The 24,018-nt window shown below is 56.5% G+C and carries 22 protein-coding genes; 11 read left to right on the top strand and 11 right to left on the bottom strand.

All coding sequences use genetic code 11. From position 1 onward, the window contains the following. Positions 1 to 2: 2 nt before the first annotated feature. Positions 3 to 2,024 (bottom strand): sigma 54-interacting transcriptional regulator, encoded by a 2,022-nt coding sequence (locus tag JFU11_RS07020; RefSeq protein WP_201121269.1) that lies wholly within the window; start codon positions 2,022 to 2,024, stop codon positions 3 to 5. Positions 2,025 to 2,224: 200 nt separating this feature from the next. Here JFU11_RS07020 and JFU11_RS07015 point away from each other — a divergent pair, with 200 nt between their 5' ends. From JFU11_RS07015 to JFU11_RS07005, 3 genes are all read left to right on the top strand, one after another. Beyond that, a complete protein-coding gene (locus tag JFU11_RS07015) occupies positions 2,225 to 3,247 on the top strand; it encodes a Gfo/Idh/MocA family oxidoreductase (RefSeq protein ID WP_123719130.1) in 1,023 nt (340 codons plus the stop codon). Next, a complete protein-coding gene (locus tag JFU11_RS07010; RefSeq protein ID WP_123719129.1) occupies positions 3,244 to 4,032 on the top strand; it encodes a TIM barrel protein in 789 nt (262 codons plus the stop codon). Before JFU11_RS07015 ends, JFU11_RS07010 begins: the two co-directional genes overlap by 4 nt. A gap of 319 nt (positions 4,033 to 4,351) precedes the next feature. Next, a complete protein-coding gene (locus JFU11_RS07005; protein ID WP_201060193.1) occupies positions 4,352 to 5,278 on the top strand; it encodes a sugar ABC transporter substrate-binding protein in 927 nt (308 codons plus the stop codon). A 244-nt stretch (positions 5,279 to 5,522) separates the two neighbouring features. Here JFU11_RS07005 and JFU11_RS07000 read toward each other — a convergent pair whose 3' ends face one another. Beyond that, entirely contained in the window at positions 5,523 to 6,431 is a 909-nt protein-coding gene (locus tag JFU11_RS07000) for a LysR substrate-binding domain-containing protein (RefSeq protein ID WP_201060192.1), read from the bottom strand. 92 nt (positions 6,432 to 6,523) lie between these two features. Here JFU11_RS07000 and JFU11_RS06995 point away from each other — a divergent pair, with 92 nt between their 5' ends. Further along, the gene (locus tag JFU11_RS06995) at positions 6,524 to 7,510 is read left to right on the top strand and encodes a DMT family transporter (RefSeq protein WP_201060191.1); all 987 of its coding nucleotides are present in this window, start codon (positions 6,524 to 6,526) and stop codon (positions 7,508 to 7,510) included. A 93-nt stretch (positions 7,511 to 7,603) separates the two neighbouring features. On the opposite strand, the gene JFU11_RS06990 is transcribed toward JFU11_RS06995, so the two are convergent. Then, a complete protein-coding gene (locus JFU11_RS06990) occupies positions 7,604 to 7,996 on the bottom strand; it encodes a GFA family protein (RefSeq protein ID WP_201060190.1) in 393 nt (130 codons plus the stop codon). 463 nt (positions 7,997 to 8,459) lie between these two features. Between JFU11_RS06990 and JFU11_RS06985 the strand changes: the two genes are divergently transcribed. The 3 genes from JFU11_RS06985 to JFU11_RS06975 all read left to right on the top strand — a co-directional run bounded on the left by JFU11_RS06985 (position 8,460) and on the right by JFU11_RS06975 (position 11,082). Beyond that, positions 8,460 to 9,020 (top strand): lipid-binding SYLF domain-containing protein, encoded by a 561-nt coding sequence (locus JFU11_RS06985; RefSeq protein ID WP_201060189.1) that lies wholly within the window; start codon positions 8,460 to 8,462, stop codon positions 9,018 to 9,020. Positions 9,021 to 9,254: 234 nt separating this feature from the next. Continuing rightward, positions 9,255 to 9,773 carry an isochorismatase family protein gene (locus tag JFU11_RS06980; RefSeq protein WP_201060188.1) on the top strand — a complete coding sequence of 173 codons (519 nt, stop codon included), beginning with the start codon at positions 9,255 to 9,257 and terminating at the stop codon, positions 9,771 to 9,773. 244 nt (positions 9,774 to 10,017) lie between these two features. Next, a complete protein-coding gene (locus tag JFU11_RS06975; protein WP_201060187.1) occupies positions 10,018 to 11,082 on the top strand; it encodes an alpha/beta hydrolase in 1,065 nt (354 codons plus the stop codon). A 77-nt stretch (positions 11,083 to 11,159) separates the two neighbouring features. Here JFU11_RS06975 and JFU11_RS28045 read toward each other — a convergent pair whose 3' ends face one another. Further along, complete coding sequence (locus tag JFU11_RS28045) at positions 11,160 to 11,459, bottom strand: hypothetical protein (RefSeq protein ID WP_242483587.1); 300 nt, start codon at positions 11,457 to 11,459, stop codon at positions 11,160 to 11,162. A 381-nt stretch (positions 11,460 to 11,840) separates the two neighbouring features. Then, positions 11,841 to 12,269 carry a cupin domain-containing protein gene (locus JFU11_RS06970; protein ID WP_080370385.1) on the bottom strand — a complete coding sequence of 143 codons (429 nt, stop codon included), beginning with the start codon at positions 12,267 to 12,269 and terminating at the stop codon, positions 11,841 to 11,843. 290 nt (positions 12,270 to 12,559) lie between these two features. On the opposite strand from JFU11_RS06970, the gene JFU11_RS06965 reads away from it, so the two are divergent. Beyond that, positions 12,560 to 13,039, top strand: a complete 480-nt coding sequence (locus tag JFU11_RS06965; RefSeq protein ID WP_123719123.1) for a VOC family protein — start codon at positions 12,560 to 12,562, stop codon at positions 13,037 to 13,039. Positions 13,040 to 13,160: 121 nt separating this feature from the next. Here the strand turns inward: JFU11_RS06965 and JFU11_RS06960 are convergent, their stop codons facing one another. Continuing rightward, positions 13,161 to 13,877, bottom strand: coding sequence for a class I SAM-dependent methyltransferase (locus tag JFU11_RS06960; protein ID WP_201060185.1), 717 nt, complete (start codon positions 13,875 to 13,877; stop codon positions 13,161 to 13,163). A gap of 221 nt (positions 13,878 to 14,098) precedes the next feature. Here JFU11_RS06960 and JFU11_RS06955 point away from each other — a divergent pair, with 221 nt between their 5' ends. Together JFU11_RS06955 and JFU11_RS06950 are read left to right on the top strand one after the other, a co-directional pair. Beyond that, positions 14,099 to 14,968 carry an AraC family transcriptional regulator gene (locus JFU11_RS06955; RefSeq protein WP_123719121.1) on the top strand — a complete coding sequence of 290 codons (870 nt, stop codon included), beginning with the start codon at positions 14,099 to 14,101 and terminating at the stop codon, positions 14,966 to 14,968. A gap of 378 nt (positions 14,969 to 15,346) precedes the next feature. Beyond that, positions 15,347 to 16,708, top strand: a complete 1,362-nt coding sequence (locus tag JFU11_RS06950; RefSeq protein ID WP_201060183.1) for a hypothetical protein — start codon at positions 15,347 to 15,349, stop codon at positions 16,706 to 16,708. A 94-nt stretch (positions 16,709 to 16,802) separates the two neighbouring features. Here the strand turns inward: JFU11_RS06950 and JFU11_RS06945 are convergent, their stop codons facing one another. The 4 genes from JFU11_RS06945 to JFU11_RS06930 form a co-directional block, all read right to left on the bottom strand. Then, positions 16,803 to 17,261, bottom strand: coding sequence for a metallophosphoesterase family protein (locus JFU11_RS06945; protein WP_123719119.1), 459 nt, complete (start codon positions 17,259 to 17,261; stop codon positions 16,803 to 16,805). 102 nt (positions 17,262 to 17,363) lie between these two features. Beyond that, positions 17,364 to 17,852, bottom strand: coding sequence for a GNAT family N-acetyltransferase (locus JFU11_RS06940; RefSeq protein WP_201060182.1), 489 nt, complete (start codon positions 17,850 to 17,852; stop codon positions 17,364 to 17,366). A gap of 74 nt (positions 17,853 to 17,926) precedes the next feature. Further along, entirely contained in the window at positions 17,927 to 19,642 is a 1,716-nt protein-coding gene (locus tag JFU11_RS06935) for an amidase (RefSeq protein ID WP_201060181.1), read from the bottom strand. A gap of 249 nt (positions 19,643 to 19,891) precedes the next feature. Continuing rightward, positions 19,892 to 20,773 (bottom strand): LysR family transcriptional regulator, encoded by an 882-nt coding sequence (locus tag JFU11_RS06930; protein ID WP_201121268.1) that lies wholly within the window; start codon positions 20,771 to 20,773, stop codon positions 19,892 to 19,894. A gap of 102 nt (positions 20,774 to 20,875) precedes the next feature. On the opposite strand from JFU11_RS06930, the gene JFU11_RS06925 reads away from it, so the two are divergent. Continuing rightward, positions 20,876 to 21,946, top strand: a complete 1,071-nt coding sequence (locus JFU11_RS06925; RefSeq protein WP_201060179.1) for an alkene reductase — start codon at positions 20,876 to 20,878, stop codon at positions 21,944 to 21,946. A gap of 166 nt (positions 21,947 to 22,112) precedes the next feature. On the opposite strand, the gene JFU11_RS06920 is transcribed toward JFU11_RS06925, so the two are convergent. Beyond that, positions 22,113 to 24,014: a potassium transporter Kup gene (locus tag JFU11_RS06920; protein ID WP_201060178.1), complete on the bottom strand. Its 1,902-nt coding sequence runs from the start codon at positions 24,012 to 24,014 to the stop codon at positions 22,113 to 22,115. Positions 24,015 to 24,018: the final 4 nt, after the last annotated feature.

The following is a 24,018-nucleotide window of genomic DNA, read 5'->3' as shown; positions in this document are numbered from 1 at the left end:
AGTCAGAAGTTGGGTTCCGAACGGAAAGCATCGGCGCTCAACCCGAACCGATTCATCTTGTTGTACAACCCACCACGGGAAACATTCAGTTGCCTTGCGGCCAAGCGGATGTTGCCGCGGGTATCCCTGAGGGCCGCGATGATCGCATTCATTTCATGGGTGCCAAGGTCCAGGGCAGCCAGGGGTTCGGGCACACTTCCCGGCACCGGCGGACGCAGCTTTTGCTTGATTTCAAGCGGTAGATCAGCTGGCTGGATCAGTTCGGTCACCGCCAGATTGGTCGCGCGCTCGATGGTGTTTTCCAACTCGCGAACATTACCCGGCCAGCTGTAGGCCGAAAGAATATCCAATGCCTCTGGCGAGATGCCCTGCACCGATTTGCGCAGCGAGCGGGTGCAACGATTGAGAAAATGTCGCGCCAGCAATGGAACATCTTCCCGGCGCATCCGCAGCGGCGGAACCGTCAGGTTCAGCACATTGAGCCGGTAGTAAAGATCCTCACGGAAGGCGCCATCGGCAACCGCCTGGCTCAGGTTGCGGTGGGTGGCGGCGATGATGCGTACATCCACTTGCTGCGATTTCTTCGCGCCCACGCGAGTCACCTCACCTTCTTGCAAAACGCGCAGCAGGCTGACCTGGGCATCGAAAGACATGTCACCGATTTCGTCGAGGAAGATCGTTCCGCCATCGGCCAATTCGAACTTCCCGGCAGAGCCTCCACGGGCCGATCCGGTGAAGGCGCCCTCGACATGACCAAACAGTTCGCTCTGCACCAGATCTCGCGGAATGGCCCCGCAATTGACGGCCACAAAAGGACCGCTGCAACGGTCGCTGGCGTTATGGATCGCCTGGGCGAACAGCTCCTTGCCGGTACCGCTCTCACCGAGGATCAGCGTGGTCGAGTCACTGCGACTGGCAATCCGCCCCAAATGCAACGCGTCTTGTATGGCTCGCGAACTGCCTTGAATGGTCTCGAAGGTGTAGCTGGCTTGAGTGCCGATAATCCGCCGGGTAATTTCCCGGATGCGCCGGTTCTCGCGCAACGAAACAATGCGCCCACCCTGCTCCAGTGGGCACACCGACACCAGACACGCCAAGAGGCTGCGATCATGCAACTCAAACGTGCAATCCAGATCTCTTATCCCTTCTAACTGCTGCCCTTCCCCGCCGCGCAGCAGAATCTCATCGGTCAGTTCGCTCTGGCCCAGACGCTGGAACGGGCTGCCCAACAGATCCCGGCCGACACGAAACAATTGGCGGGCATAGCGGTTGAGCGCCTTGATGCAGCCCCGCTCATCCAGCACCACAAGGCCCTCGTTGAGCACTTCGAGAACGGTTTGCTGTTCTTCCAGCAGAGCTTGCAGCGCCATCTGCCGCGAGACCGCTTCGGCCGCTGCCTGGACGGTGCCCAGCGTATGGAAATGAAACCACCCCGGCTCGGCGGTCAAGGTCAGCATGGCCAGCGTCCTGCCCTGCGCATCCCTGATCGGCGCGGCAGCACAATGCATGCGCCGCCGACGCAGGCCAATCCCGAAGTTTTCCTCGGCCAGCACATACACCAAGCGATCTTCGGCAATCGCCAGCCCGGTGCAGTTGGTGCCCTGCACCGACTCCAGCAGCCGACTGCCCACAGGCGTGAGGTCCAGGCCACAGAAATACAGGGTCGTGCCTGCGGCATCGGTCAGATTGATATGGCCCCTGGGGTTGTAAGCCAGCAATCCCTTCATGACCTCCGCCGCCGCGGCGATCAAGGCACGATTGGCCGCCAGCGTTGCAGCCAGAACGGTCGGGGCGACAAACCGGTATTCGCCATCCTCAGGATCGAGGCCGGCACTGACGCTGCGCAGCCAAGAGTCCCAGATAACCTGCCTGACCCCGGCAGGTCGATCGACGCGCCCTTTCAGGCAAGCCAGCCAAGCCTGATCCAGCTCGGCGATTGGTCCTTCGTTCAACGATGCAGGCCCGAGAGCGGTGATGTAATCGAGGTCTTGCGCGCTGAAGGCTGTTAGCTGTGGGTTCACCATCATCGATCCGCTTCTATGTTCACGTTTTAGACATGTCAGTGTAGACATGTCATGCGAATGAACACATCTTTCAATCAATATTAATTAATTCCTTAAATATCATGTACTTATACATTGGCACAGCCCTTGCTCTCTTGATTGACGCCAGCGAGGACATTCCTGCTGCGAGTCATTGAACAACAATAAAAGGGAGTCATTTCATGAGTACGTCCAAGATCATCCGCCTGGGTCTCATCGGTGCTGGCCGCATGGGCAGCTTTCACGGCCTGACTGCCGCCAGACACATTCCCGGCGCCTGCCTGGCCGCCATCGCCGACCCTACACCCGGTCAAGCCGCGCGCCTGGCCGCAGAGTTGGGTGTGCAACGGGTCTATACCGATCCACAGCAACTGCTCGATGACCCGGAAATAGACGCTGTCTTGATTGCCGCCCCCGCCCGCAGCCATGCCGAACTGGTGATCAGTGCGGCCCGCGCCGGCAAAGGTGTGTTTTGTGAAAAACCCATGGCCATCACCCTCGACGAGGCCGACCGCGCCATCGCCGCAGCTGCCGATGCGCGCGTGCCGCTGCAGGTCGGCTTCAACCGCCGCTTTGCCAAAAGCTTCCGGGCTGCCCACCTGGACGTGGTCGCCGGCCGTATCGGTACCCCGCAACTGCTGCGCTCGCTGACCCGCGACCCGGCGCTGAACAACCCGGCCGCCTCGCCGCAGTGGGTGATTTTCCTCGAAACCCTGATCCATGACTTCGATACCCTGCGCTACCTGAATCCCGGTGCCGAAGCGGTCGAAGTTTTTGTCATGGCCGATGCCCTGATCGCACCGGACTACAAGGCCAAGGGCTTCCTCGACACCGCAGTGGTCACGATCCGTTTCGACAACGGTGCCATCGCGACGGCCGAGGCCAATTTCCAGGCCGTGTATGGCTACGATGTTCGAGGGGAAGTCTTCGGCAGCGCTGGCATGCTGACCATGGGCGGCCTCAATGATTCTGACCTTGTGCGCTATCTGGCCAATGGCATCCAGGCCGACACCCAGCGCATGGACACCGACCTGCTGCGTGATGCCTACGTGGCCGAGCTCAATCACTTTGTCGATTGCCTGCGCACCGGCGAAAAACCACTCGCCAGCGGTGAAGATGCCCGGGCTGCACTGGCCATTGCCCGCGCGTGTATCGAGTCCTTCCAACAGGGCAAACCTGTGCGCGTGCAAGGAGCCCATTCATGAGTTTCACACCGTTCAAACTGGCGATCAGTGCCGAGATGGTCTTCCTCGATCTGCCGTTCACAGAGCGCGTCAAACGCATTCACGCGCTGGGTTTCAGCGCTGAACTCTGGGACTGGACGAAGAAAGATATTCCGGCCCTTGTCGCCACGGGCGCTGACTTCACCTCGATGACCGGCTACATCTCGGGCAACCTGACCGACCCCGAAAGCATCCAGCACCTGCTCGACAGCGCACGAGAATCGCTGGCCGTCGCCGCACAACTGAATTGCCCGAGTCTCAACCTGCATGGCACCGGTTTGGGCGACAAAGGCTTGCCGGTCAAACCCGTGGCCCACACCACCGGACGCATGTGGCTGAGCGCCTGCAAGACCCTGGAAAAAATCGCTCGCCTGGGCGAAGACGCAGGCCGGGTATTCTTGCTGGAAAACCTCAATACCGAGGTGGATCACCCCGGCACGCCCTTCGCTCGCGCCGACGATACCCTGGCGCTGATCGAGGCCGTGGGCAGCCCTCATTTGAAGATGAACCTGGACCTTTACCATGCCCAGATCGGCGAAGGAAACCTGATCGAACTGATCCAGCGCGCCGGCAGCGCCATCGGGGAAATTCAGGTCGCCGATGTCCCCGGCCGCATGGAACCCGGCACCGGAGAAATCCATTATCCGGCCATTGCCAAAGCCTTGTTCCGCATGGGATACACCGGTGTCGTCGGGCTTGAGGGCTGGGCCAGCGGCGACAGCGAAGCGGCACTTGAACGCTTTCGGCAAGCCTTCACGCTGGATTGAGGACGCTGGCGCTCTCGGCGGGTTTGATTCAGAGAGCGCCAGTCATTAATGCCGGTCAGTTAAGCAATTTCAGCTGCAACGCACTCTTTGTAGCAGCTGTCGAGCTTGCGAGGCTGCGAAGCAGTCGTGAATCCGGTTGATACGGTCTACCTGACGCACCGCAGCTTCTGGTTTGACGACTGCTTCGCAGCCGAACGCAGCCTCGCAAGCTCGACAGCTGCTACAGATCGCATTACGGCTTAACTGACTGGCATCGGCCAGCCCCTACGTTTTTGATCTTGATAAATTTCGACTCATAACAACAAAAGGAAAAACCATCATGCGTCGCTGCACACTTCTTTTTGCCACGCTGTTATTCCTCTTCAGCCAATGGGCTGCCGCCAGCTATCGCATCGGCGTCAGCATTGCCAGGGTTGACGACAACTTCATGACCTATGTGCGCAGCGGCCTGGAAGATGCCGCCAAGAAGGAGAACGTCCAGATCCAGTTCGAGGATGCCCAGGGCGATGTGGTTCGCCAGCTCAATCAGATTCAGGGCTTTCTCGGCCAGAAAGTGGATGCCGTCATCGTCCTGCCCGTGGACACCGCAGCCACCGCCAACATGACTCGCGCCGCCGTCGAAGCGAAAATACCGCTGGTCTACGTCAACCGCCATCCGGACGAACGCGTCCTGCCCAAAGGCGTGGTCACGGTGGCGTCCAATGACGTTGAGGCCGGGCAACTGCAAATGCGCTACCTGGCTGACAAGATGGCGGGCAAAGGCAACATCGCAATCATCATGGGCGACCTGGCGCAAAACTCAACACACGACCGCACCGAAGGCGTCAAACAGGTGCTCAAGGACTATCCCGGGATCAAGATCGTCGAACAACAAAGTGCCGAGTGGCAGCGCAACAAAGGGATGGACCTGACCAGCAACTGGCTGCTGGCCGGTACCGGCTTCGATGCCATCGTGGCTAACAACGACGAGATGGCCATCGGCGCCGCCATGGCACTGCAGCAAGCCGGCAAAGCCAAGGGCGAAATTGCAATTGTCGGCATCGACGGCCTGCCTGACGGCCTCGCGGCCATCAAGCGCGGAATGCTCGTAGCCTCCGTCTTTCAAGACCCCAAAGCGCAAGCGACCAGCGCGCTGCAAGCGGCCATCAAGATGATCAAAGGTGAGCCGGTCGAGACGGATGTCTGGGTGCCCTTTCAGCTGATCACGCCGGAGCAGGTGGCGGTGTTTGAGCAGCATTATAAATAGGGTCAAACCGGTAGCGTGGTTGGTCAATTTTGTTCATTGAGTTATATCGCGACACAGACATTCAAGCAGTTTGATTGCTGCCCTTGGTGACGGGCAGCAATCAGCCCAGGCTGTGTGAAAACGTATGCACTGTTTTGAAGTCTGCGTTGCTAGTAAAAACTGCCAGCGCTTGGCTAGTCAGCAGACCTGAAATTTGCGTAGGAGCGTGACTTTCGCTCCCGTCATAAACAGGGGAATTGAGCAGTCAGCTTTCACTACGTAATTCCTCTGCAAGCCACTCAATCAGCGCACGCACCTCGATCCGATCTTCCCCATCATGTTGTCTAAAAACCGATATCGCATCAGGTAAAGGAACACATTCTGCGCAAGGTCTCACCAGCGCACCGCTATCAATAAGCCTCTCGGCGGTTCGGCGCCACCCCATTGCAATTCCATGTCCTTCGACGGCGGCCTGAAGCATTAGGGGGTAACTATCAAACACGGAGCCCTGAGGATAACCTTCCAATGTCTGCCCAAACACCTGCAGCCAGCTCTCCCATTCCATCAAGTGAGGCGGCGTGGCGCGATGGTGTAAAAGCGTGTGGAGGCGAAGATCGCTGATTTCCAGTGATTGCCGGACAGCCAGGTAATGGGGGCTGCACACTGGAAACACCTCATCTGCGGCAGTGAACGCCAGAACATGCAAGCCACTGGGGCGTCCGGTACTTTGTAAGGCCACATCAAAATGGTCATTGAATTCAGTCAATGGTCGGGTGGATGTCGCGACCTGGATCTCGATTTCCGGGTGTTGCTGGTGAAACGTCGACAGGCGCGGCATTAACCAATAGAACGCTTCGCACAACTGACACAGTAAAACGACACGGTTTTTGCGAGGTGATTGACGAAGAGTGACGGCACTGTCGCTGATACTTTGCAACGCGGTGCTCACCACGCGCCCTAGCTCACGCCCCTCCTGCGTCAGGAAGACCGCGCGGTTGCGCCGGCAAAAAAGCTTCAGTCCCAGATTATCTTCAAGCCCGCGGATCTGGCGGCTTATCGCAGCTTGCGTGATGTGTAATTCATCGGCGGCCTTTGAAAAACTTTCCAGTCGAGCAGCCGCTTCGAAGGGCAGCAAACTGGCAAGCGGCGGCAATGACTTCCCAAGCGTATTCATAATCAGACGTTATGCATCCAGGACCGAGAACTTGTTTGTAGCATACCCCTGACGCTGTGCAACATGAGCTGAATACCTCGTGGATACGCCTGATGACCATTGCTCACTCAAACATCATCGCCGGAGTGACCCTTGCCGTGGTCGCGACCCTGAGCTGGGCTCTGAACTTCGTAGCGCCCTACGTCACTGGCGCCTACAGCATCTACGACTTGATGGTCATCAGGTTTCTGATCGCCGGTGCGCTGGGCGTGAGTGTCATGGTGCTCTGTCGCGCCCAGCTACGGTTACTGCGTCGCGATCAGCAGTTTCTCGCCGCAGGTCTGGGGGTGATCGGATACCTCGGCTACAGCACCTGTATTGCCGCCGGTGTCATTTTTGGCGGACCCGTGCTGACCCCAGCGTTTATTGGCATGGTGCCAGTCTTGCTGGCATTGCTCAGCAACGCCGCGAAAAAAACGCTTCCATGGCGCAGACTGACGATACCGCTGACGTTTTTGACGGGTGGGCTTTTGTTGTCGAACATCAGCAGTATCAATCAACCCGTAACAGGCGACGATTCATGGCTAATGGGGTTGGTTTTTTCAATCAGCGCCGTTGTCTTGTGGCTCGCATTCAGCTGGCTGAATCAGGGTGCCCTGGGGAAACTCCCGGCCAATGCGTCAGGTATCTGGACCGGCCTCATGATGGCAGGCGCCGGAATGGGCACCTTGTGCTTGTTACCGGTTGTGCAGGTACTCGATCTTCTCAAGCTGCCAACGCTTGGTTTCCGTGTTTCCCTTGCAGGACATCTGTACGTCTGGGGCCTTGTTATTGCGGTAATGTCCTCACTCGTCGGGGCCTGGGCGTGGAACGCAGCATCCCGTCGCCTTCCCATGGTGCTTTCTGGGCAACTGATCTCCCTTGAATCGCTGTTCGCCACCCTACTTGGCTTGTTGTTTCATAGCCGGCTGCCAACACCTCTAGAAGCGTCAGGTCTTGCTGCCGTTCTCGTAGGTGTGGTTATGGCTGTTCGTATCATCCTGACTTCAATCGATAACCCACCCAGCACGATAAGAAAAATCGGCTCCGTTTGCTCCTGACAGTCACTATCCGGTACTGGAAGCAGTCCGAAGAAGATAGCCCCATTGGATTTAGCTGACCGTGGCCGAGCACCTTCGCGCCGTGCGTGCGACCTACTCCTCAAAGCGACCCGTGGCGTCACGATCGCGCTCGTATCGTCGCGTGAGCGGAAACGGTAGCAACCAGGCTTCGCGACGGATGATCCAGCTTTCGTAGGTTGGCTTCAGTTGGTCAGGGGCATCCAGGGCCCCCAGGTTCACTTCGATTTCATCGCCGGTGCGGGCGAAAACGGACGAGCCGCAGCGGGGACAGAAAAACCGCCCGGCGTAGTCGCGTGTTTCACCCTCGATCATTACCGCATCCTGAGGGAACACCGCGGAGGCGTGAAAAAGCGCCCCATGATGCTTGCGGCAGTCGAGACAGTGACAAAGGCCGACCCGGTATGGGAGCCCCGACGCCTCAATTCGGACATTGCCGCACAGGCAACCGCCGGTGAATCGGTCCATGCTGCATCTCCTCTAAAATCAAGCGGCACGACGGCGCCATTGCGTGACGTGACTTGGTGGATGTGATCGGCCGACGCTTGCCAGCGCAGGCGGCGGAGTCAATAAAAGTGGGCGCCTTGTCAGGTGTCCGTTTTGTTTACAGTTGTCTGCTGCGGCGTTGGTAACTTGACCGAGTTCTTCAGTAAAACAGTGTTCTTTCCCATTGCCTGCGACATTCCACAGAACTAACAGTATCTACTTTCGCCATCGCAGTTTCTGACGACGAACCCGGCTGATACACAGAGGTCAAAGCAAGTGATGACGTCGCCAATGTTCAAAGGCCTCTGGCCTGCTTCATTCAAGGGCGAAGCCAGTAGCTCACACACTTAAGGGTGCGCGGGATAATTTCAGCAGGCTCGGATTTCTGCCGAAGGCAGGCGTTGACTGCTGCTCACATCCAATGCTCCCGTATCGGAGTACTAAAATGACTCAGTCAATGCGGTTCTTCCTATCGATCGTCCTTGCGACAGCCTCACTGGCATCGGCCAGCTTCTTAAACACTGCAGGTGCGGCAACTGCCGAGGATCTGGATGTCGATTCTCGGCAAGCGTTGCAAACTCTCTACAAGTCCACGCCATTTGCCGAATCCATTTCGCACAAAGCCAAAGCGATTCTTGTCTTCCCGAAAATCATCAAGGCGGGCCTTGTGTTTGGCGGCAGCTATGGCGAAGGCGTGTTGTTGAAGGATAAGAAAGTAGAGAATTATTACAACTCCGTAACCGGGTCCTGGGGGCTGCAAGCAGGCGCCCAATCGTATGGCTATGCGGTTTTCCTGATGACCGACAAAGCCGTGGACTATGTCCGTAAAACCAAGGGTTGGGAAATCGGCGTAGGACCCACCGTTGTAATGGTTGATGAAGGGGTGGCGAAGAATCTGTCCAGTACGACTGTGAAGGACGATGCCTACGCGTTCATTTTCGACCAGCAGGGGTTAATGGCCGGGATCAGCATCGAAGGAACCAAGATTTCCTTGATCAAGCGCTAAGACTGGTCGTTTGGCGCATGGATGCGCCCTCTTGCCAACCAGGTACCGGGCAGATACTGTCAGCTCTATGAATCAGCCACGCATTGCCTCGACCACCACTACCACGACCGCCCGAGGCGGGTCGTGAGAGGTGTCGTGAGCCAATAACGCACGAACTTCAAAAGGCCCGCCAGCGATGGATAGGGCCTTTTCTTTTGCCCTTGTGTCGCTGGTCCAAACGCAAGGAAAAGCACTATGTATGCACTGTTGATTCTCGATATGCAGGTTGGATTGTTTCATGGCCCGGATAAACCATGGGCGGGCGAAGCGCTGCTGAACACTTTGAATAGCCTGCTGAGCAAAGCCCGGAAAGCAGGCGCGCCAGTTTTTCTTGCTCGCCACGTAGGTCCGCCTGGTTCGCCTATCGAACCTGGAAGCCCGTTGACGCAACTGGTGCAGGAACTCCTGCTACAAGGCGACGAAGTGGTCTTCGAAAAAAGCCGACCCAACGCTTTCGCCATGACTGACCTGGCCGATCGGCTAAAAGCTTGTGGATCTGAAGGCGTGGTTATTGCCGGAATGAAGACCCAGTATTGTGTCGACAGCACCTGCCGCGCTGCACGAGATCTTGGGTTCGATGCAGTGCTGATCGCCGATGGTCATACCTGCACCGACACGCCTGCGTTGAAGGCCGAAAATATCGTCGCTCATCACAATGCAACCCTGGCGGGCCCATTCTGTCGTGTCGTTCGCGCTGAGCACTGGCACTTCTAACCGGCATTGATAGATCGGCTCAAGACTGGGTCGATCTGTCGTTCTGTCGGCGTCGTTTCCGGTTGAGCCGCGTGTCAGGCCCGACCGTGTATCACGGTGTGTCTGGATGAACCCCCGGTACATAAGGTTTCACCTGGCCTGCGATTCGACACACGCCAGATACGTCGCCGCGTTCAAATGCAAGCCAGGTTTGAAGGGGAGCACCCGGAACCCCTGGCCAACGGCTTGCAACGGAGACATCACCATGAAGATGGCACTGCAGAACAAAACCGGCAAAACTCGCCGCCGTCTGGTCGGCTCATCGATCCTCGCGCTCACCCTGTTCAGCACTCTCGGTGCGGCCCACGCACAAAAGACCGCAGCTGTGCCGCCAGACGCGATCAGCGCCGGCGCCACTCATGTGGCACCCTCCCCGTTCGGCCCGCTGAAGCATGTCAGCGCCGGACTGTTGAACGTGGCGTACGCCGAAACAGGCCCGGCCGATGGGCCGGTAGTCATTCTTTTGCACGGCTGGCCGTACGACATTCACAGCTATGACAAGGTCGCGCCATTGCTTGCAGCAAAGGGCTATCGAGTGCTGATGCCGTATGCGCGTGGCTACGGTGATACGCGTTTTCTGTCCGATAAAACCGTTCGCAATGGTCAACCGGCCGCGCTGGCAAGTGACGTCATCGACTTTATGGATGCGCTGAAGATCAAACAGGCCGTGCTCGGTGGCTATGACTGGGGTGCGCGATCGGCCGACATCGTCTCGGCGCTGTGGCCAGAACGGGTCAAGGCGCTGGTGTCGGTCAGCGGCTATCTGATCGGTAACCAGGCGGCCGGCAAGAACCCGTTGCCACCCAAGGCCGAGTTGCAATGGTGGTATCAGTTTTACTTCGCCACCGACCGCGGTCGGTCCGGGTACGAGAAAAACACCCACGACTTCGCCAAGTTGATATGGCAACTGGCGTCGCCAAAATGGGCGTTCGATGATGCCACTTTCGACCGCAGCGCCAAGGCTCTGGAGAACCCCGACCATGTCGACATCACCGTATTCAACTACCGCTGGCGCCTGGGGCTGGTTCAAGGCGAAAGCCAATATGAAGCGCTAGAGCAGAAACTGGCTACGGCGCCTTCCATTAGCGTGCCGACCATCACCCTTGAAGGCGATGCCAACGGCGCGCCGCACCCTGCCCCCGAGGATTACGCCAAGCGCTTCACCGGTAAATACGAGTTCCGGCTGATCAGCGGCGGCATCGGCCACAACCTGCCGCAGGAAGATCCGCAGGCGTTCGCCAAGGCTGTGATTGATGCGGATCACCTTTGAATCCGGTCTGACATCCGTGCACTTCCTCCGATAAGCACCGTCACAAAAACGGCTCGTTCCATCCAACGAGCCGTTTTCTAATTTTTGCACTCCGCCAATACCACGTGGCAGGTATCCGGCGTGCCACCGGATCGGCCGGCATAACGTATGCAATTAGCCAGGGATTTTTCGCGAGCCATGTTCAAGGTGGAACCCCAAGCCAGGCCACCCTCGCCGGCGGTGGGTAGCGCTTTTGCATAGCAGCTTGAGCCTATGTTTGAGGCTGAATAGCGAGCCGTGGCAGCTTTGCCTGAACATCCACTCGTCAGCACCAGATTGATGGCTAGCAGGGAGAGTAGGACCCATGACGAGCATTGGCACGCTGTTGTTCCGGTCATCCCGTTTCCCCTGTAGCAAGAGGCGTGAGGCATGTTTGTGCTCGCGTACTACTCAGATTAGACGGTGTTGCGCCTGCCCTTGGCTCCGTTTGGCGGACTGATTTGCGCTGGCCCTGACAATGGCGATTGTTCTCGATGCCCGGCAATTTTCGGCCATCATCGGGCACCCGGGAACGTCTCCTCACCGCCCCAAGCTCCAGGAGCGACAGTCAGTCTGGGTTGAAGAGCTCCGGTCGCTTCGGGTTGCAACCGAACTCAAGAGAACCAGCATCGATTTCATTCAATGCGTGCAGTCAGGGAATAAATCAGATTGGTCGCAGGGGCTGGCGCGTGTGCTCCCCCATGCGCCTGCGTGATGGTCGGAATATCAGATAGATAAGGTCACTTCTTCCTGGGGTCATCCGCGGGATTGAGAAAATTGATACCCCACGGGCCGGTCCCATGGATCTGCACGACAGTTTCTTCTTGGGTGAATACATACATCGGCATACCAACAGGCATGATCGTGATACCGCCCGGCGTGTAGGCCCTGGTTTTGGCGGGGTCAAATTTGTCGCCGACTCCCAAGTGAAAAGTGCCGGAAATTACGGTGACACGTTCCACTACCGGGTGAGTATGGACACCTATTTTAGAGTTGGCCGGTAGCTTGAGCCGAAAGGTAAACGGATCTGCAGTTTTCAGGTCGCCTTCAATGACTACGATTTGGGCGCCAGGCGCGACCGATGGCGCATCAGACCATTTGAGATCGGAGGGTAGAACTGATATGTGGCCCGCCATCGGTTGCTCAGCGCTCGACACGGGTAACGTCATGAATGCGGCGAGTGTGAGCGCGCTTGACGCCACAAAGACTCTTAATTTGTACATTTTCTGCTCCTTTCGAACGGAACAAATGTTGCTCAGGGCGATCACCATTTATTAAAGCTACCTTGGGGCCATAAGCAAGGTGGCCTGTTGTTAAAGCCGCAGCCGTTAGGGACGTCGACGTACGCATCCGGCCATCTACGGCGTGCGCGCCCTCCCAAGGTACGCAAGTTGCCAAAATTGTCCGGCTGCCTACGCTACTAGAATGCACGCATCAGTCCCAATTTTGGAGAACCAAGATGATCAGCAAAAATACGATTTGTCTCTGGTACGACGGCACCGCGTTGGACGCTGCGAAGTTCTACGCCGAGACGTTCCCGGACAGCGCTGTGGGTGCTGTCCTTCGCGCGCCTGGCGACTATCCGGCGGGTAAACAGGGCGATGTCTTGACGGTCGAGTTCACGGTGATGGGCATCCCTTGTCTCGGGCTGAACGGAGGTTCGGCGTTCAAGCACAACGAGGCTTTCTCATTCCAGGTTGCAACCGACGACCAAGCCGAAACGGACCGCTTGTGGAACGCGATTGTCGGAAACGGCGGCCAGGAAAGTGCATGCGGCTGGTGCAAGGACAAGTGGGGACTGTCATGGCAGATCACACCACGCGTTCTGACAGCCGCGATAGCCAATCCTGATCGAGCGGCGGCCAAGCGCGCGTTCGACGCCATGATGGGGATGAGTAAGATCGACATCGCGGCGATCGAAGCGGCTCTGAAGCGTTAACCAGCGGTGCGTCGGGTTGGGCGCTTAGACATGTTGGATGTGGCTGGTGCTAAAGCCAAGCGCTGGACTAGAAAACTGTAACCAGCAGATATCGGCCAGAAGTAGCTTTTCGCTTCCATGTTCAGGCCGCTTTGCACGTCAACCAGGCCCCCCAGAAAAGGCTGCTGAAGAAACGTGTAGCGTCCCCAAATCCGGCGTCATGCAAAAGTTTTTGAACCGCCGCCTCGGAGGGTGGAGGATCAGCGCCTTGAAGGATTTTCCCAAGCTTGACCTTCACTTCATCCGGGCTGGCTCCATGCTGCCGCCACCGTTGCCCCCAGGCAGCAAGCAGTAACGGCTGGCTGGCATAAGCATATTGATTCCCCGCGACAATCAGCGGTGCACCCGGCTTTAGATGAGTCCCAATGGATCGTAAAATTTGTCGCTTGGCATCATCCCCATCGAGATGATGGAGTACACCGATCAAGGTGGCTGCGTCGTATGACTCGTCTGCTGCCAAGTCTTCAACATGCCCAAGATGCATGGCCGTTCTTTCAAGCAAGTTGTTTGCCCCTAACTGCTGCTTTGCTGCCTCCAGCATCGGCTCGGATGGATCAACGGCAGTGAAGCGCCAACCCGGCTCAAGCTTGGCCATAGCAATAATCTCCTGCGCCGTGCCGCCAGCGCCAACCACCAGTATTTTTGCCGAGCTTGTATTGCCAAGACTTGCCGCCAGCATGCACGCAGCCAAGTCTTGGCAGGCGTCATATCCTGCTAGTGCAATACGGCTCTGTCGTCCGTACTCATTGGCTCGTGAGGTATCAAATTTTTCAGCAGCGTTGAGAGAGGATGATTTCAAGGCGGTTCTCCATGTCCTTAAATCAAGCTACGCCACACCCAGCAATAATAAAAATTCATTAATTTTATGTGTTGCATTCCTGCAAGGAATATATAGCCCAAACAATTTGGAAGCGATCGCATTGGCCAACCCAAAACGTGCCTTGAGCAAACGCGGCTAGGCGCGTTCACGCCGCTATAGTCGACTCTATTGCCGACCGTACTTCCAGGAGCCTTTTCCCAGTGTCTGACATGCCGACCAACTTCGCTTACACAAAACGCTTCAACGCCGTACTCGCCTACATTGATGCCCATCTCGAAGGTGACCTGTCGGTGAAGACGTTGAGCCATGTGGCGAACTTTTCGGCGTTTCACTTCCATCGACAATTCACCGCGTTCGTAGGAGTGCCTGTCTCACGTTATGTGCAACTGATGCGGCTACGACGCGCGGCACATCGCCTGGCCGCCCTCGCTGATCACTCGGTACTGGACGCCGCACTTGGTGCCGGCTTTGAAAGTCCCGAGGCATTTTGCAGGGCGTTCAGGCGGGCGTTCGGTATGACGCCGAGTGCATTCAGGAAGGAACCGAACTGGCAGGTCTGGAATGCGGTATTCGCAATCCCTCACTTTTCCAGGACTATCATCATGCAAGTACGAATCGTGGAATTCCCTGAAGTCAGGGTCGCAACGCTTGAACACTGCGGGCCAGCCGGGCTCGTCAATGAGAGCGTGCGCAAGTTCATCGAGTGGCGTATGCAGAGCGGACAGTCGCCGGTGGCATCGAGTCGCACCTTTGGCATTCCCTATGGCAACCCCGATACGACACCTCCACAAGCATTCCGCTTCGCCATTTGCGGCGAGATTCACGAGGCCGTGGCGCCGAATGAGTTTGGCGTGCACGAGATCGTCATTCCTGGCGGTCGCTGCGTCGTGGTGCGACACGCGGGGTCACCGGATCACATCAGCGAAACGATCTATCCGATTTACCGCGATTGGCTTCCCGCCAGTGGAGAGGAACTTCGTGACCAGCCGCTGTTCTTTCATTACCTGAGCGTCTATCCCGAGACACCGCAGGATCAATGGCAAACTGATGTGTATGTTCCGCTGCAATAGCGGAGCAAGCAGCTTTTGACCCTGAGTTGATATTGACGAGTGTCCGCTCAGGGTTGTGGATTTCGGCCAGTCATGACAGGCAGGAATCGGCCTCCCAAAGCCAAAGCCTACATTCAGTCTGCTCGACCCCCTATTGATCGTGGTCTGTCATCGGCTAGTTATATTGGCGCCAAAAAAAAAGAAGTCGCGCGATTACAGCTGAGGGGTTGGGCGTGAAATTTAGGCCTATGATTTATATGGACTTTTAAAAAAAGCCGGAATTGGTAACGCAGAGTTATCTAGAGACCTCTATTATTTCGTTATCACCGAATTCGGTTTAATCACTGTTATGCGTCAGCGACAAAGCAAGCCCTAAATCAACAATTATAGGAGAGTAACATGTCGATAAAAAAAAGAACGGCCTTACTCGTGCTGGCTTTTAGCTTTTTCGGAGTTACGAGTTGTGCTGACATAAGAAATTATTCAGAAATCTCAAGCGAAAGAGACAAGAGCATTGTTCCTGACATTGACTATTATGACCTTGCATACAATGTAGATATTATTGTGCTTCCTGCAGAAATAAAAACCAAAAAAAATGTAGATATAGACAATGATTTCTCAAACGAATTACAAATTTCAAACTGGGGGAATGCTATCAAGAATGCGACCCAGAAAGAAATTCATAACAGTAATCGCTTTATCGAATTTGGAATTTACAGTGGCCGCATTGAAATAAGTGCAGAAGTATCTTCAGTGTCTATAAGCAACGCTTGGGGTGGAATTCGATCGAAGTGCAATGTTGTTTACACATATAAAGATTTAGTGGCCGGAAAAATACTCTCCAAGCATGAGAGTGCCATTGAAATAATGGCACCGTCCCCTGCCATACCAAAATCCAGTAATAGTTTTTCTTACAGCTTTGACCAACTTACATATGCTATTGCTCGAGAGGCGATTATTGGTCTCACTCGGCTGCCGCCTATTGCTGATATTCAGCTAACACAAAGGCAAGTGAAGTTTTATAATTCAAATATCAAAAGAAAACCCAACCAAATTATTAGCTATGTTCCGATTGACAATCTTATTCACAAAAACAAAAAAGAACTAAACTCTGCTTTTTCAAAGACTAAGAAAATACAAAAAAATAGTAATAAACTGGGGAAGAAAAATAAATCAAAGGTTAGAGTAGACACCGTCTCTGCTCCCGCTACCCCTCCCCTGAAATCTAACACTGCTAGTGATACCCCCACCGCAAACACCGTTAAATCGAGTGAAAACTCTGTCAGTCAGAACTCAAGCCAGGCTGCGACTGAAACTAAAAAAGACGATAGAAATTCAAGAGAAATTTCTAGTTCAACGGAGCATTTGAAGGATGGCACCGTTAAAAACGACGAGCCAAGTTATGACGGCAGTGGATATATAGCCACCCCAAGACTATATCAACCTCAAAGCAAGGTATCAGCAGCGCAAGAAAGAGCAATGGATGAATGGTTAAAAGAAGAAAAAGCAAAGTTACAGGGAGCGACTGGCAATGCCGATTCACGTACCGAGCATACAGCCGCGCAGGGGCTCTATCAACCTCAAATCAACGTATCAGCAGAGCAAGAAAGAGCAATGGATGAATGGTTAAAAGAGGAAAATGCAAAGTTACAGGGAGCGACTGGCAATACCGCTTCACGTACCGGATATACAGGCGCGCCGGGACTCTATCAACCTAAAAACAAGGTAGAGGCAGCGCAAGAAAGGGTAATGGATGAATGAAGGTCTCCGATATCCATAGAAGAACTAAAACCGCTTTCGCTGCAAAGATATATGAGATGAAACTGCATGCCTTGCCAAGACCATCCAAGGAATGTCATTCCAATAGCGAGACCAGGCGCGGCTCGATCGAGCACGTAAGCACCTCGAGTAGAGCCAGCGTCACCGGTAGTTTGAATCGCCGCCGGCCAGCGCTGCCTGGGTTGAGGTATAGCCGTTCGCCGCGCCATTCTATGCGTGGCTTATGCGAATGGCCGGTGATCACTAGCCTTATGCCTGCATCAAGCACGGCGGGGACATCGGCAATGTCATGAACCAGTAAGGTCTGCCATCCATTCAGGTCGAAACATAGGCGGTCGGCGAGATGTTCTGCCCAAGGGGCGTCCAGATCATTGTTCCCGCGTACTACGTGCAGCGGGGCAATGGATGCCAGTTGATCAAGGATTTCGAGCTTGCCAATGTCGCCGGCGTGAATTATCCGTTCACAACCCTCCAGGGCAGCAAGGGCTTCGGCGCGCAGTAAGCCATGGGTATCGGAAATCACGCCAACTTTCATGCAAAGCTCCAGACCGGACTCAGGTATGGGAACTCACCAGAACCAAAGCAGCCGACTGAATACCTGTAAGCAGCTGCATTAACCGGGCTTTCAAGGTGAGTATTATGGTCGGCCCGCTCTGCTGCGGGTCATATGGATGAGTGCTGATCTACGACTATCCGGAGAAGATCGCTCTTCGACAGCAAAAGGCAAGAAGCCCAGTTTTGGATAAAGCAGCAAGCCTGCTGTGTTTTCATTGAAACATGAGATCTGGACCTCTGTGGCGTCATAGCGATTGAACGCCAGAGCTGTCATCGTCTCCACGATGAAGGTCGCCACACCTTTACCTCGTGCCTCTTGGGCAACGACGACATTGCCGATACAGCAAACCCCACCCGTTTCAGCCCGATAAAAGTTAGCAAAGCCGACGACGCTATTCCCGGTCTCGACAACCGTAGAGTCGAATCGTTGAGTAATAGCGTTAGACAGCTGAGCTTCAGTGAGAGGGTATTGAGCTTTCGGAAACATATAAAACAGTTCCCGAGCGTCAAGGGGAAAGCTACAGATAGTTTTGATGTCATCAGCCTTCACTGGCCTGTGTTGCAATATCATCGCGCGTCCTTGAGGTCTATGTTTACCAGTTACCAAGCGGGATTGGAGCGTGTTCTGCCCCAATCCCGCCCTTCTTATTTCTGGCCACCCGACAACGGCGGGGTTCGAGGCGGGATCAGTCGCTTCGTCCCCGTCGACTCAAACGCCGAAGCCAAGCGAAGCAGCGTCGAATCGTCATAGGCACGACCAGCGAAGGTCAACCCGACGGGCATGCCGATGTCCGGCATGACGCCCATCGGCACCGTGACCGTGGGAACACCCAAGTGGCGGATGGCGAGGTTGCCGTTGGCGACCCAGACACCGTTACTCCACGCAATGTCCGCAGACTTCGGATCGACATCGGCATTCGCCGGCCCCACGTCGGCCACCGTCGGGAAGATCACTGCGTCGAGCCCCAACCGATCCATCCAGTCCTCAAGATCGATTCGACGGGTCTGCTCAAGGCCGCGTAGTCCGTCAGGCACCGTGGTGATCTGGTCCCAAGGGGTGATGCCGCGCTCGGCCATCCGCACATATTCGTCCATGCCAGCGGCAAGGTCGCCCTCACGGTTGGGCAGCGTTCCTGGGTCGTGCGGGAAAATCAGCGGCCCGTTCACATCGACCAGGCGATTGAGTTTTGGATCGCCGTTGGCCCGCAGAAAATCGTCGAACGCCCAGGCCGTCAGATCCCACAACTCATGGTGAAGGAATTCTTTGGAAACCAGGCCGCGGTTGAACACTGTCGGTGCACCAGGACGATCGCCCTCGCAATTGGAGACCAGCGGGAAATCGACCTCGATCACTTCGGCACCAAAGGCTTCGAGTGCCTTGCGAGCCTCTTCCCAGAGCCCGATAACCGAGGGACGGGTGTTGATTCTCTGGCCCGTCGGACCACCGATACCAGGCGCATCGCTGGTGCCTGCCTCGGGATCCGCGTTGATGTACATACGTGGAACGCCGAAGCGTTTTCCGGCGAGGGCATCGGTATTCGCGGCAAGCGACCCATAGGAAGCGGGACGCACCGAGGCGACACTCGGGATGGGGACCCAAGGTTGCATCCGCCACAGATCGCCTCGTGTGTCGGGATCGTCCGCCACCACCACGTCGAGCACTTCGAGCAGGTCGGCCATGGTTCTGGCAAACGGCACGACAACGTCCATGGTCGGCGTCAACGGCCAATTCCCGCGCACCGAGATCACTCCGCGCGAAGGCGTATAGGCGCACAAGCCATTGTTCGATGCCGGGCCACGTCCGCTCGACCAGGTTTCTTCGGCGAGGCCGAACGCCGCGAAACTGGCGGCGGTTGCGGTACCGGCGCCGTTCGATGAGCCCGATGCGAAGGGGGCGGTGAGATAGTCAGCGTTGTACGGGCTCTCCGCACGGCCGTAGACCCCGCGTTGCATCCCACCGTTGGCCATGGGCGGCATATTGGTCTTGCCCAGGCAAATCGCGCCAGCAGCACGAAGCCTTTCGATGGTGAACGCGTCGCGATAAGCAATCAGGTTCGCGAAGGCGGGACTTCCAGAGGCGGCGGTGAGCCCCTTCACCAGATAACTGTCTTTGGCCGTATAGGGAATGCCATCGAGCGGACCCAGCGTCTCGCCCTTGGCCCGACGGGCATCGGACGCCTGCGCTTCCTGGAGCGCATCGGGGTTGCGAACCACCACTGCGTTGAGGGCGGTGGGCGTGTCGGCACCGTCGTAGGCATCGATCCTGGCGAGATAGGCCTGGACCAACTCAACCGCCGTCGTCTGGCCCGATTCGAGCGCAGCACGCAGTTGGGCAATGGAAACCTCGGTGACCTCGATCATGCTGTTACCGCCGGCGGTTGATGGGTGACTGGATGTTGGGCTCAAGGACATCATTTATCTCAAAATGGTTTTTTGTATTGGTTCTCGTTGCACTGCATTAGCGCGGTCGATAATCCACAATACGTGCTTAACATCATTATTTCAGGGCGCTTGATGCAGGATCTGCGATCAATACGCGGTGAGTACGTCGTACCCGTGATTTTGCACAAGATTAGAGAAAGAGCCCACCCCATAAGCAGCCCGGAAACGCTACGCATCCTGAAGCCGCTCACGTAGAAACTCGATAAATCGCTGGGTTTTCGCTGGCAACAGCCGCGTCTCGGTGAGGGCGTAAACCGAGACGGGTGAAGCCTGCCACTGCGGCAAGACTCTGCGCAGTGTGCCATCGGCGATGTCTTGCGCAACGATACCTTCCCCCAATAACGCGATACCCAGATCCAGCGTCGCCAGACGTCGAATCATTCCCACGCTGTTGAGTTCGAATCGACCGCCAACCTCAACCTCCACCTCCCCTTCACTGCCGGAGAGTATCCAGCGGTCAGCGCGCGTGCCGCGCATACGCAGGCATTCGTGGCTGGAAAGGTCCGTGGGATGAATCGGATCACCGTGCAGTTCGAGATAACGGGGTGAGGTATACAGGCCGCGGCGCAAACTGGCGAGCTTACGGGCGATCAGGTTCGAACTCGCGGGCTCGCCCATGCGAATGACCACATCAACCGGCTCACTCACCAGATCGACCTGACGCGGGGTCAGATCAAACTCGAAGCTAATACCCGGATACAACCGGGCAAACTCCGCGATCAGCGGTGCCAGGTAGATATTGGCGAAATCCACCGGGAGCGAGGCCCGGAGTACACCGCTGGGTCGGGCAAGCATTTCGCCGAGCTGCTCGTGCGCAAGCCGGGCTTCGTCGACGATGCGTTTGCAGCGATCGAAGTACAACTGCCCCGCTTCGGTCAGCTCGATTTTGCGCGTGGTGCGATGCAAAAGCCTTAGCCCGATTTCCTTCTCCAGGCCACTTATCCGGCGCGACAGCGTCGAGTTCGGCATCCCCATCGCCTCCGCCGCCCGACGGAAACTGCGCGCCTTCACGACTTCGACGAACAACGCCATGTCGTTGAGAAACTCCAATGTCATTGCTCCATCAGTGGATCAGTCAATTCAGTTTTACCCGGTTTATCCCGGATTCGGATTGATCAATGATAGCCACATCGTTTATCGAGGAGTACCGCAATGCATTCGCTTTTTTCTCAAGTCCAGATCGGTCGCCTTACACTGTCCAACCGCATGGTCATGGCACCGATGACCCGTTCACGTTCCGATGATTTCGGGGTGCCTACCGAGCTGGTGCCGACCTACTACGCGCAGCGCGCCGGTGCTGGGTTGATCATCTCTGAAGGGGTGTTCCCTGTGGCCCTGGGCAAGGGTTATGTGCGTACTCCCGGTATCGACACCGCCGAGCAAGTGGCCGCCTGGAAGCAAGTGTCCGAAGCTGTACATGCTCGCGGCGGTCGGATCTTCATGCAACTGATGCACTGCGGACGCATATCGCACCCTTCGCTGTTGCCTGACGGCGCCCTGCCACAGGCCCCCTCCGCGATCAAACCCGCCGGCCAGACCTGGACAGCCTCAGGCCTTCAGGACTTCGTCACCCCACATGCGCTGAGCGTGGTCGAGATTGCCGCGGTCATCGAAGGCTACCGTCAGGCCGCATGCCTGGCCATTGAGGCCGGCTTCGACGGTGTCGAGCTGCATGCCGCTTCGGGGTATCTGCCTGAACAGTTTCTCTCGACGAGCAGCAATCAGCGCACGGATGAGTACGGTGGATCGGTTGAAAACCGTGCTCGCTTTGTACTGGAAGTGTTGACTGCCATCGCGACGGAAATTGGCAGCGATCGCGTCGGCATCAAGCTCTCCCCTGAAATGAACTTCAACGACATCGTCGATGCCAACCCGCAAGAAACATACACCTGGCTGGTCGAGCAATTGCGCGGGTTGAATCTCGCCTATCTGCACGTAGCCCTGTTCGGCGCCAGCGTCGACTACCACGCCTTGTTCCGCTCCCTGTTCGATGGCAGCTACCTGATCGGTGGCGGGCTCGACCAAAACGCCGCCCAATCCCTTCTCGCCGAGGGCCAGGCTGACGCGGTGGTGTTTGGCAACGCATTCCTCGCCAACCCCGATCTGCCCGAGCGTTTTCGCACAGGCGCCGAGCTTAATGTGCCGGACAAAGACACGTTCTACGCACCGGGCGCTCAGGGGTATATCGATTACCCGGCCATGAGCCCGGCTCAAAGCGCCTGAGGAAACTGCGCTTCCCATGCATGCGGCTCACTGAGGCCATTAGAACCTGTGGGAGCGGGCTTGCTCGCGAAGAGGGAGTGTCAGTCGACATTAATGTTGCCTGATACACCGCTTTCGCGAGCAAGCCCGCTCCCACATGGATGTGCGTTTGACTGACTGTTGCCGTCTACATCTCAACCTGCGTGCCCAGCTCTATCACACGATTGAGCGGCAATTTGAAGTATTTGAGATTGCTGTTGGCGTTCTTCAGCAAAAACGCGAACAGGCTTTCGCGCCATCGAGCCATGCCGATGCGTTTGGTCGGGATGACCGTCTCTCGGCTGAGGAAGTAAGTGGTGCGCATCGGACTGAAATCCAGCTCTTTCAAATGGCAAAGGCTCAACGCCAGAGGTACGTCGGGCTCCTCGATAAAACCAAAGTGCAGACTCACTCGAAAGAACCCTTCACCATAAGCTTCGACCTCGAATCGCCGATCCGCAGCCACACGCGGGCTGTCTTCAGACACTACGGTGAGCAACACCACCTGCTCGTGCAGAACCTGGTTATGCAACAGGTTATGCAAGAGGGCATGCGGGACAGCATCAGCCCTGGCCGTCAGAAATACCGCGGTACCCTGCACACGATGGGGTGGTTGCGAGCCGATGCTGCTGATGAACAACGGCAGCGGCAGCGAGGTTTCGTCCAGTCGCTCGACAATGATCTTTCGGCCCCGTTTCCAGGTGGTCATCAATATGAACAGGGCAATACCGGCAATCACCGGGAACGCACCGCCCTGGAAAATCTTCGGAGCATTGGCGGCGAAATACAGGCTGTCCACCAGGAGAAAACCCAACAGCATCGGAATAGCCAGCCAACGAGGTGTTTTCCACAGCAGCAATACAACGGCCGAGGACAGAATGGTGGTAATCAGCATGGTCCCCGTCACCGCCACGCCATAAGCCGCCGCCAGCGCACTGGACGATTCAAAGCCGATGACCAGCAACACAACGCCGACCATCAGCGCCCAGTTCACCATGCCGATATAAATCTGCCCCTGCTCCTGACTGGAGGTGTGCTGGATAAACATACGAGGTACGTAGCCCAGCTGAATGGCCTGGCGAGTCAGTGAGAACGCGCCGGAAATCACCGCTTGGGAGGCGATAATGGTGGCCAGTGTCGAGAGCGCGACCATCGGCAGCAACGCCCAGTCAGGTGCCAATAGATAGAACGGATTACGTACCGCTTCAGGGTTCCCGAGGATCAGCGCGCCCTGGCCAAAGTAGTTGAGTACCAGGCCGGGGAGCACCAGGATGAACCAGGCACGAGCAATGGGTTTGCGACCAAAATGGCCCATATCGGCATACAGTGCTTCAGCACCGGTCAATGCCAAAACGACGGCGCCCAGGATGGCGACGCCAATGCCCGGATGAACCACGAAAAATTGCACCGCCCACGCGGGATTCAGCGCTTGCAGAACTTCCGGCCGTTGCAAGATGCCGTAAATGCCGAGTGCACCCAACACCACAAACCACAGCACCATGACTGGGCCGAACAGGATGCCGATACGCGCCGTCCCATGTTTCTGTATCAGGAACAGTGCTACCAGGACGACCACGGACAGCGGCACCACCCAATGCTCGATGCCATCGAACGCAAGCTGTAGCCCTTCAACCGCAGAGAGCACCGAGATGGCCGGGGTGATCATGCTGTCGCCGTAAAAAAGTGCCGCGCCGAACAGGCCAAGCAGCACCAGGACCCTGCTCATTTTGGGATACGGCGCAGCGGCCCGACGTGCCAGTGCCGTCAAGGCCATGATGCCCCCTTCGCCCTGGTTGTCGGCACGAAGGATAAACAGCACGTACTTGATCGAGACGACCCAGATCAGTGACCAGAAAATCAACGACAGAATACCCAGTACACCGTCGTGATTGGCCTGGACTCCGTAGTGACCGGCGAACACTTCTTTGAGGGTGTAAAGAGGACTGGTGCCGATATCCCCATAAACCACGCCCACCGCGGCGACAAGCAAACCCACTCCCGAGGTTTTGGAGTGGGATTCTTCATGGGCAGGGATTGCTGTTTCGCTCATGGGT

The sequence above is a fragment of the Pseudomonas sp. TH37 genome (genome assembly GCF_016650735.1).
Classification (GTDB): Bacteria; Pseudomonadota; Gammaproteobacteria; order Pseudomonadales; family Pseudomonadaceae; genus Aquipseudomonas; species Aquipseudomonas farris.
This window is presented reverse-complemented; position numbering and strand designations above follow the sequence as displayed.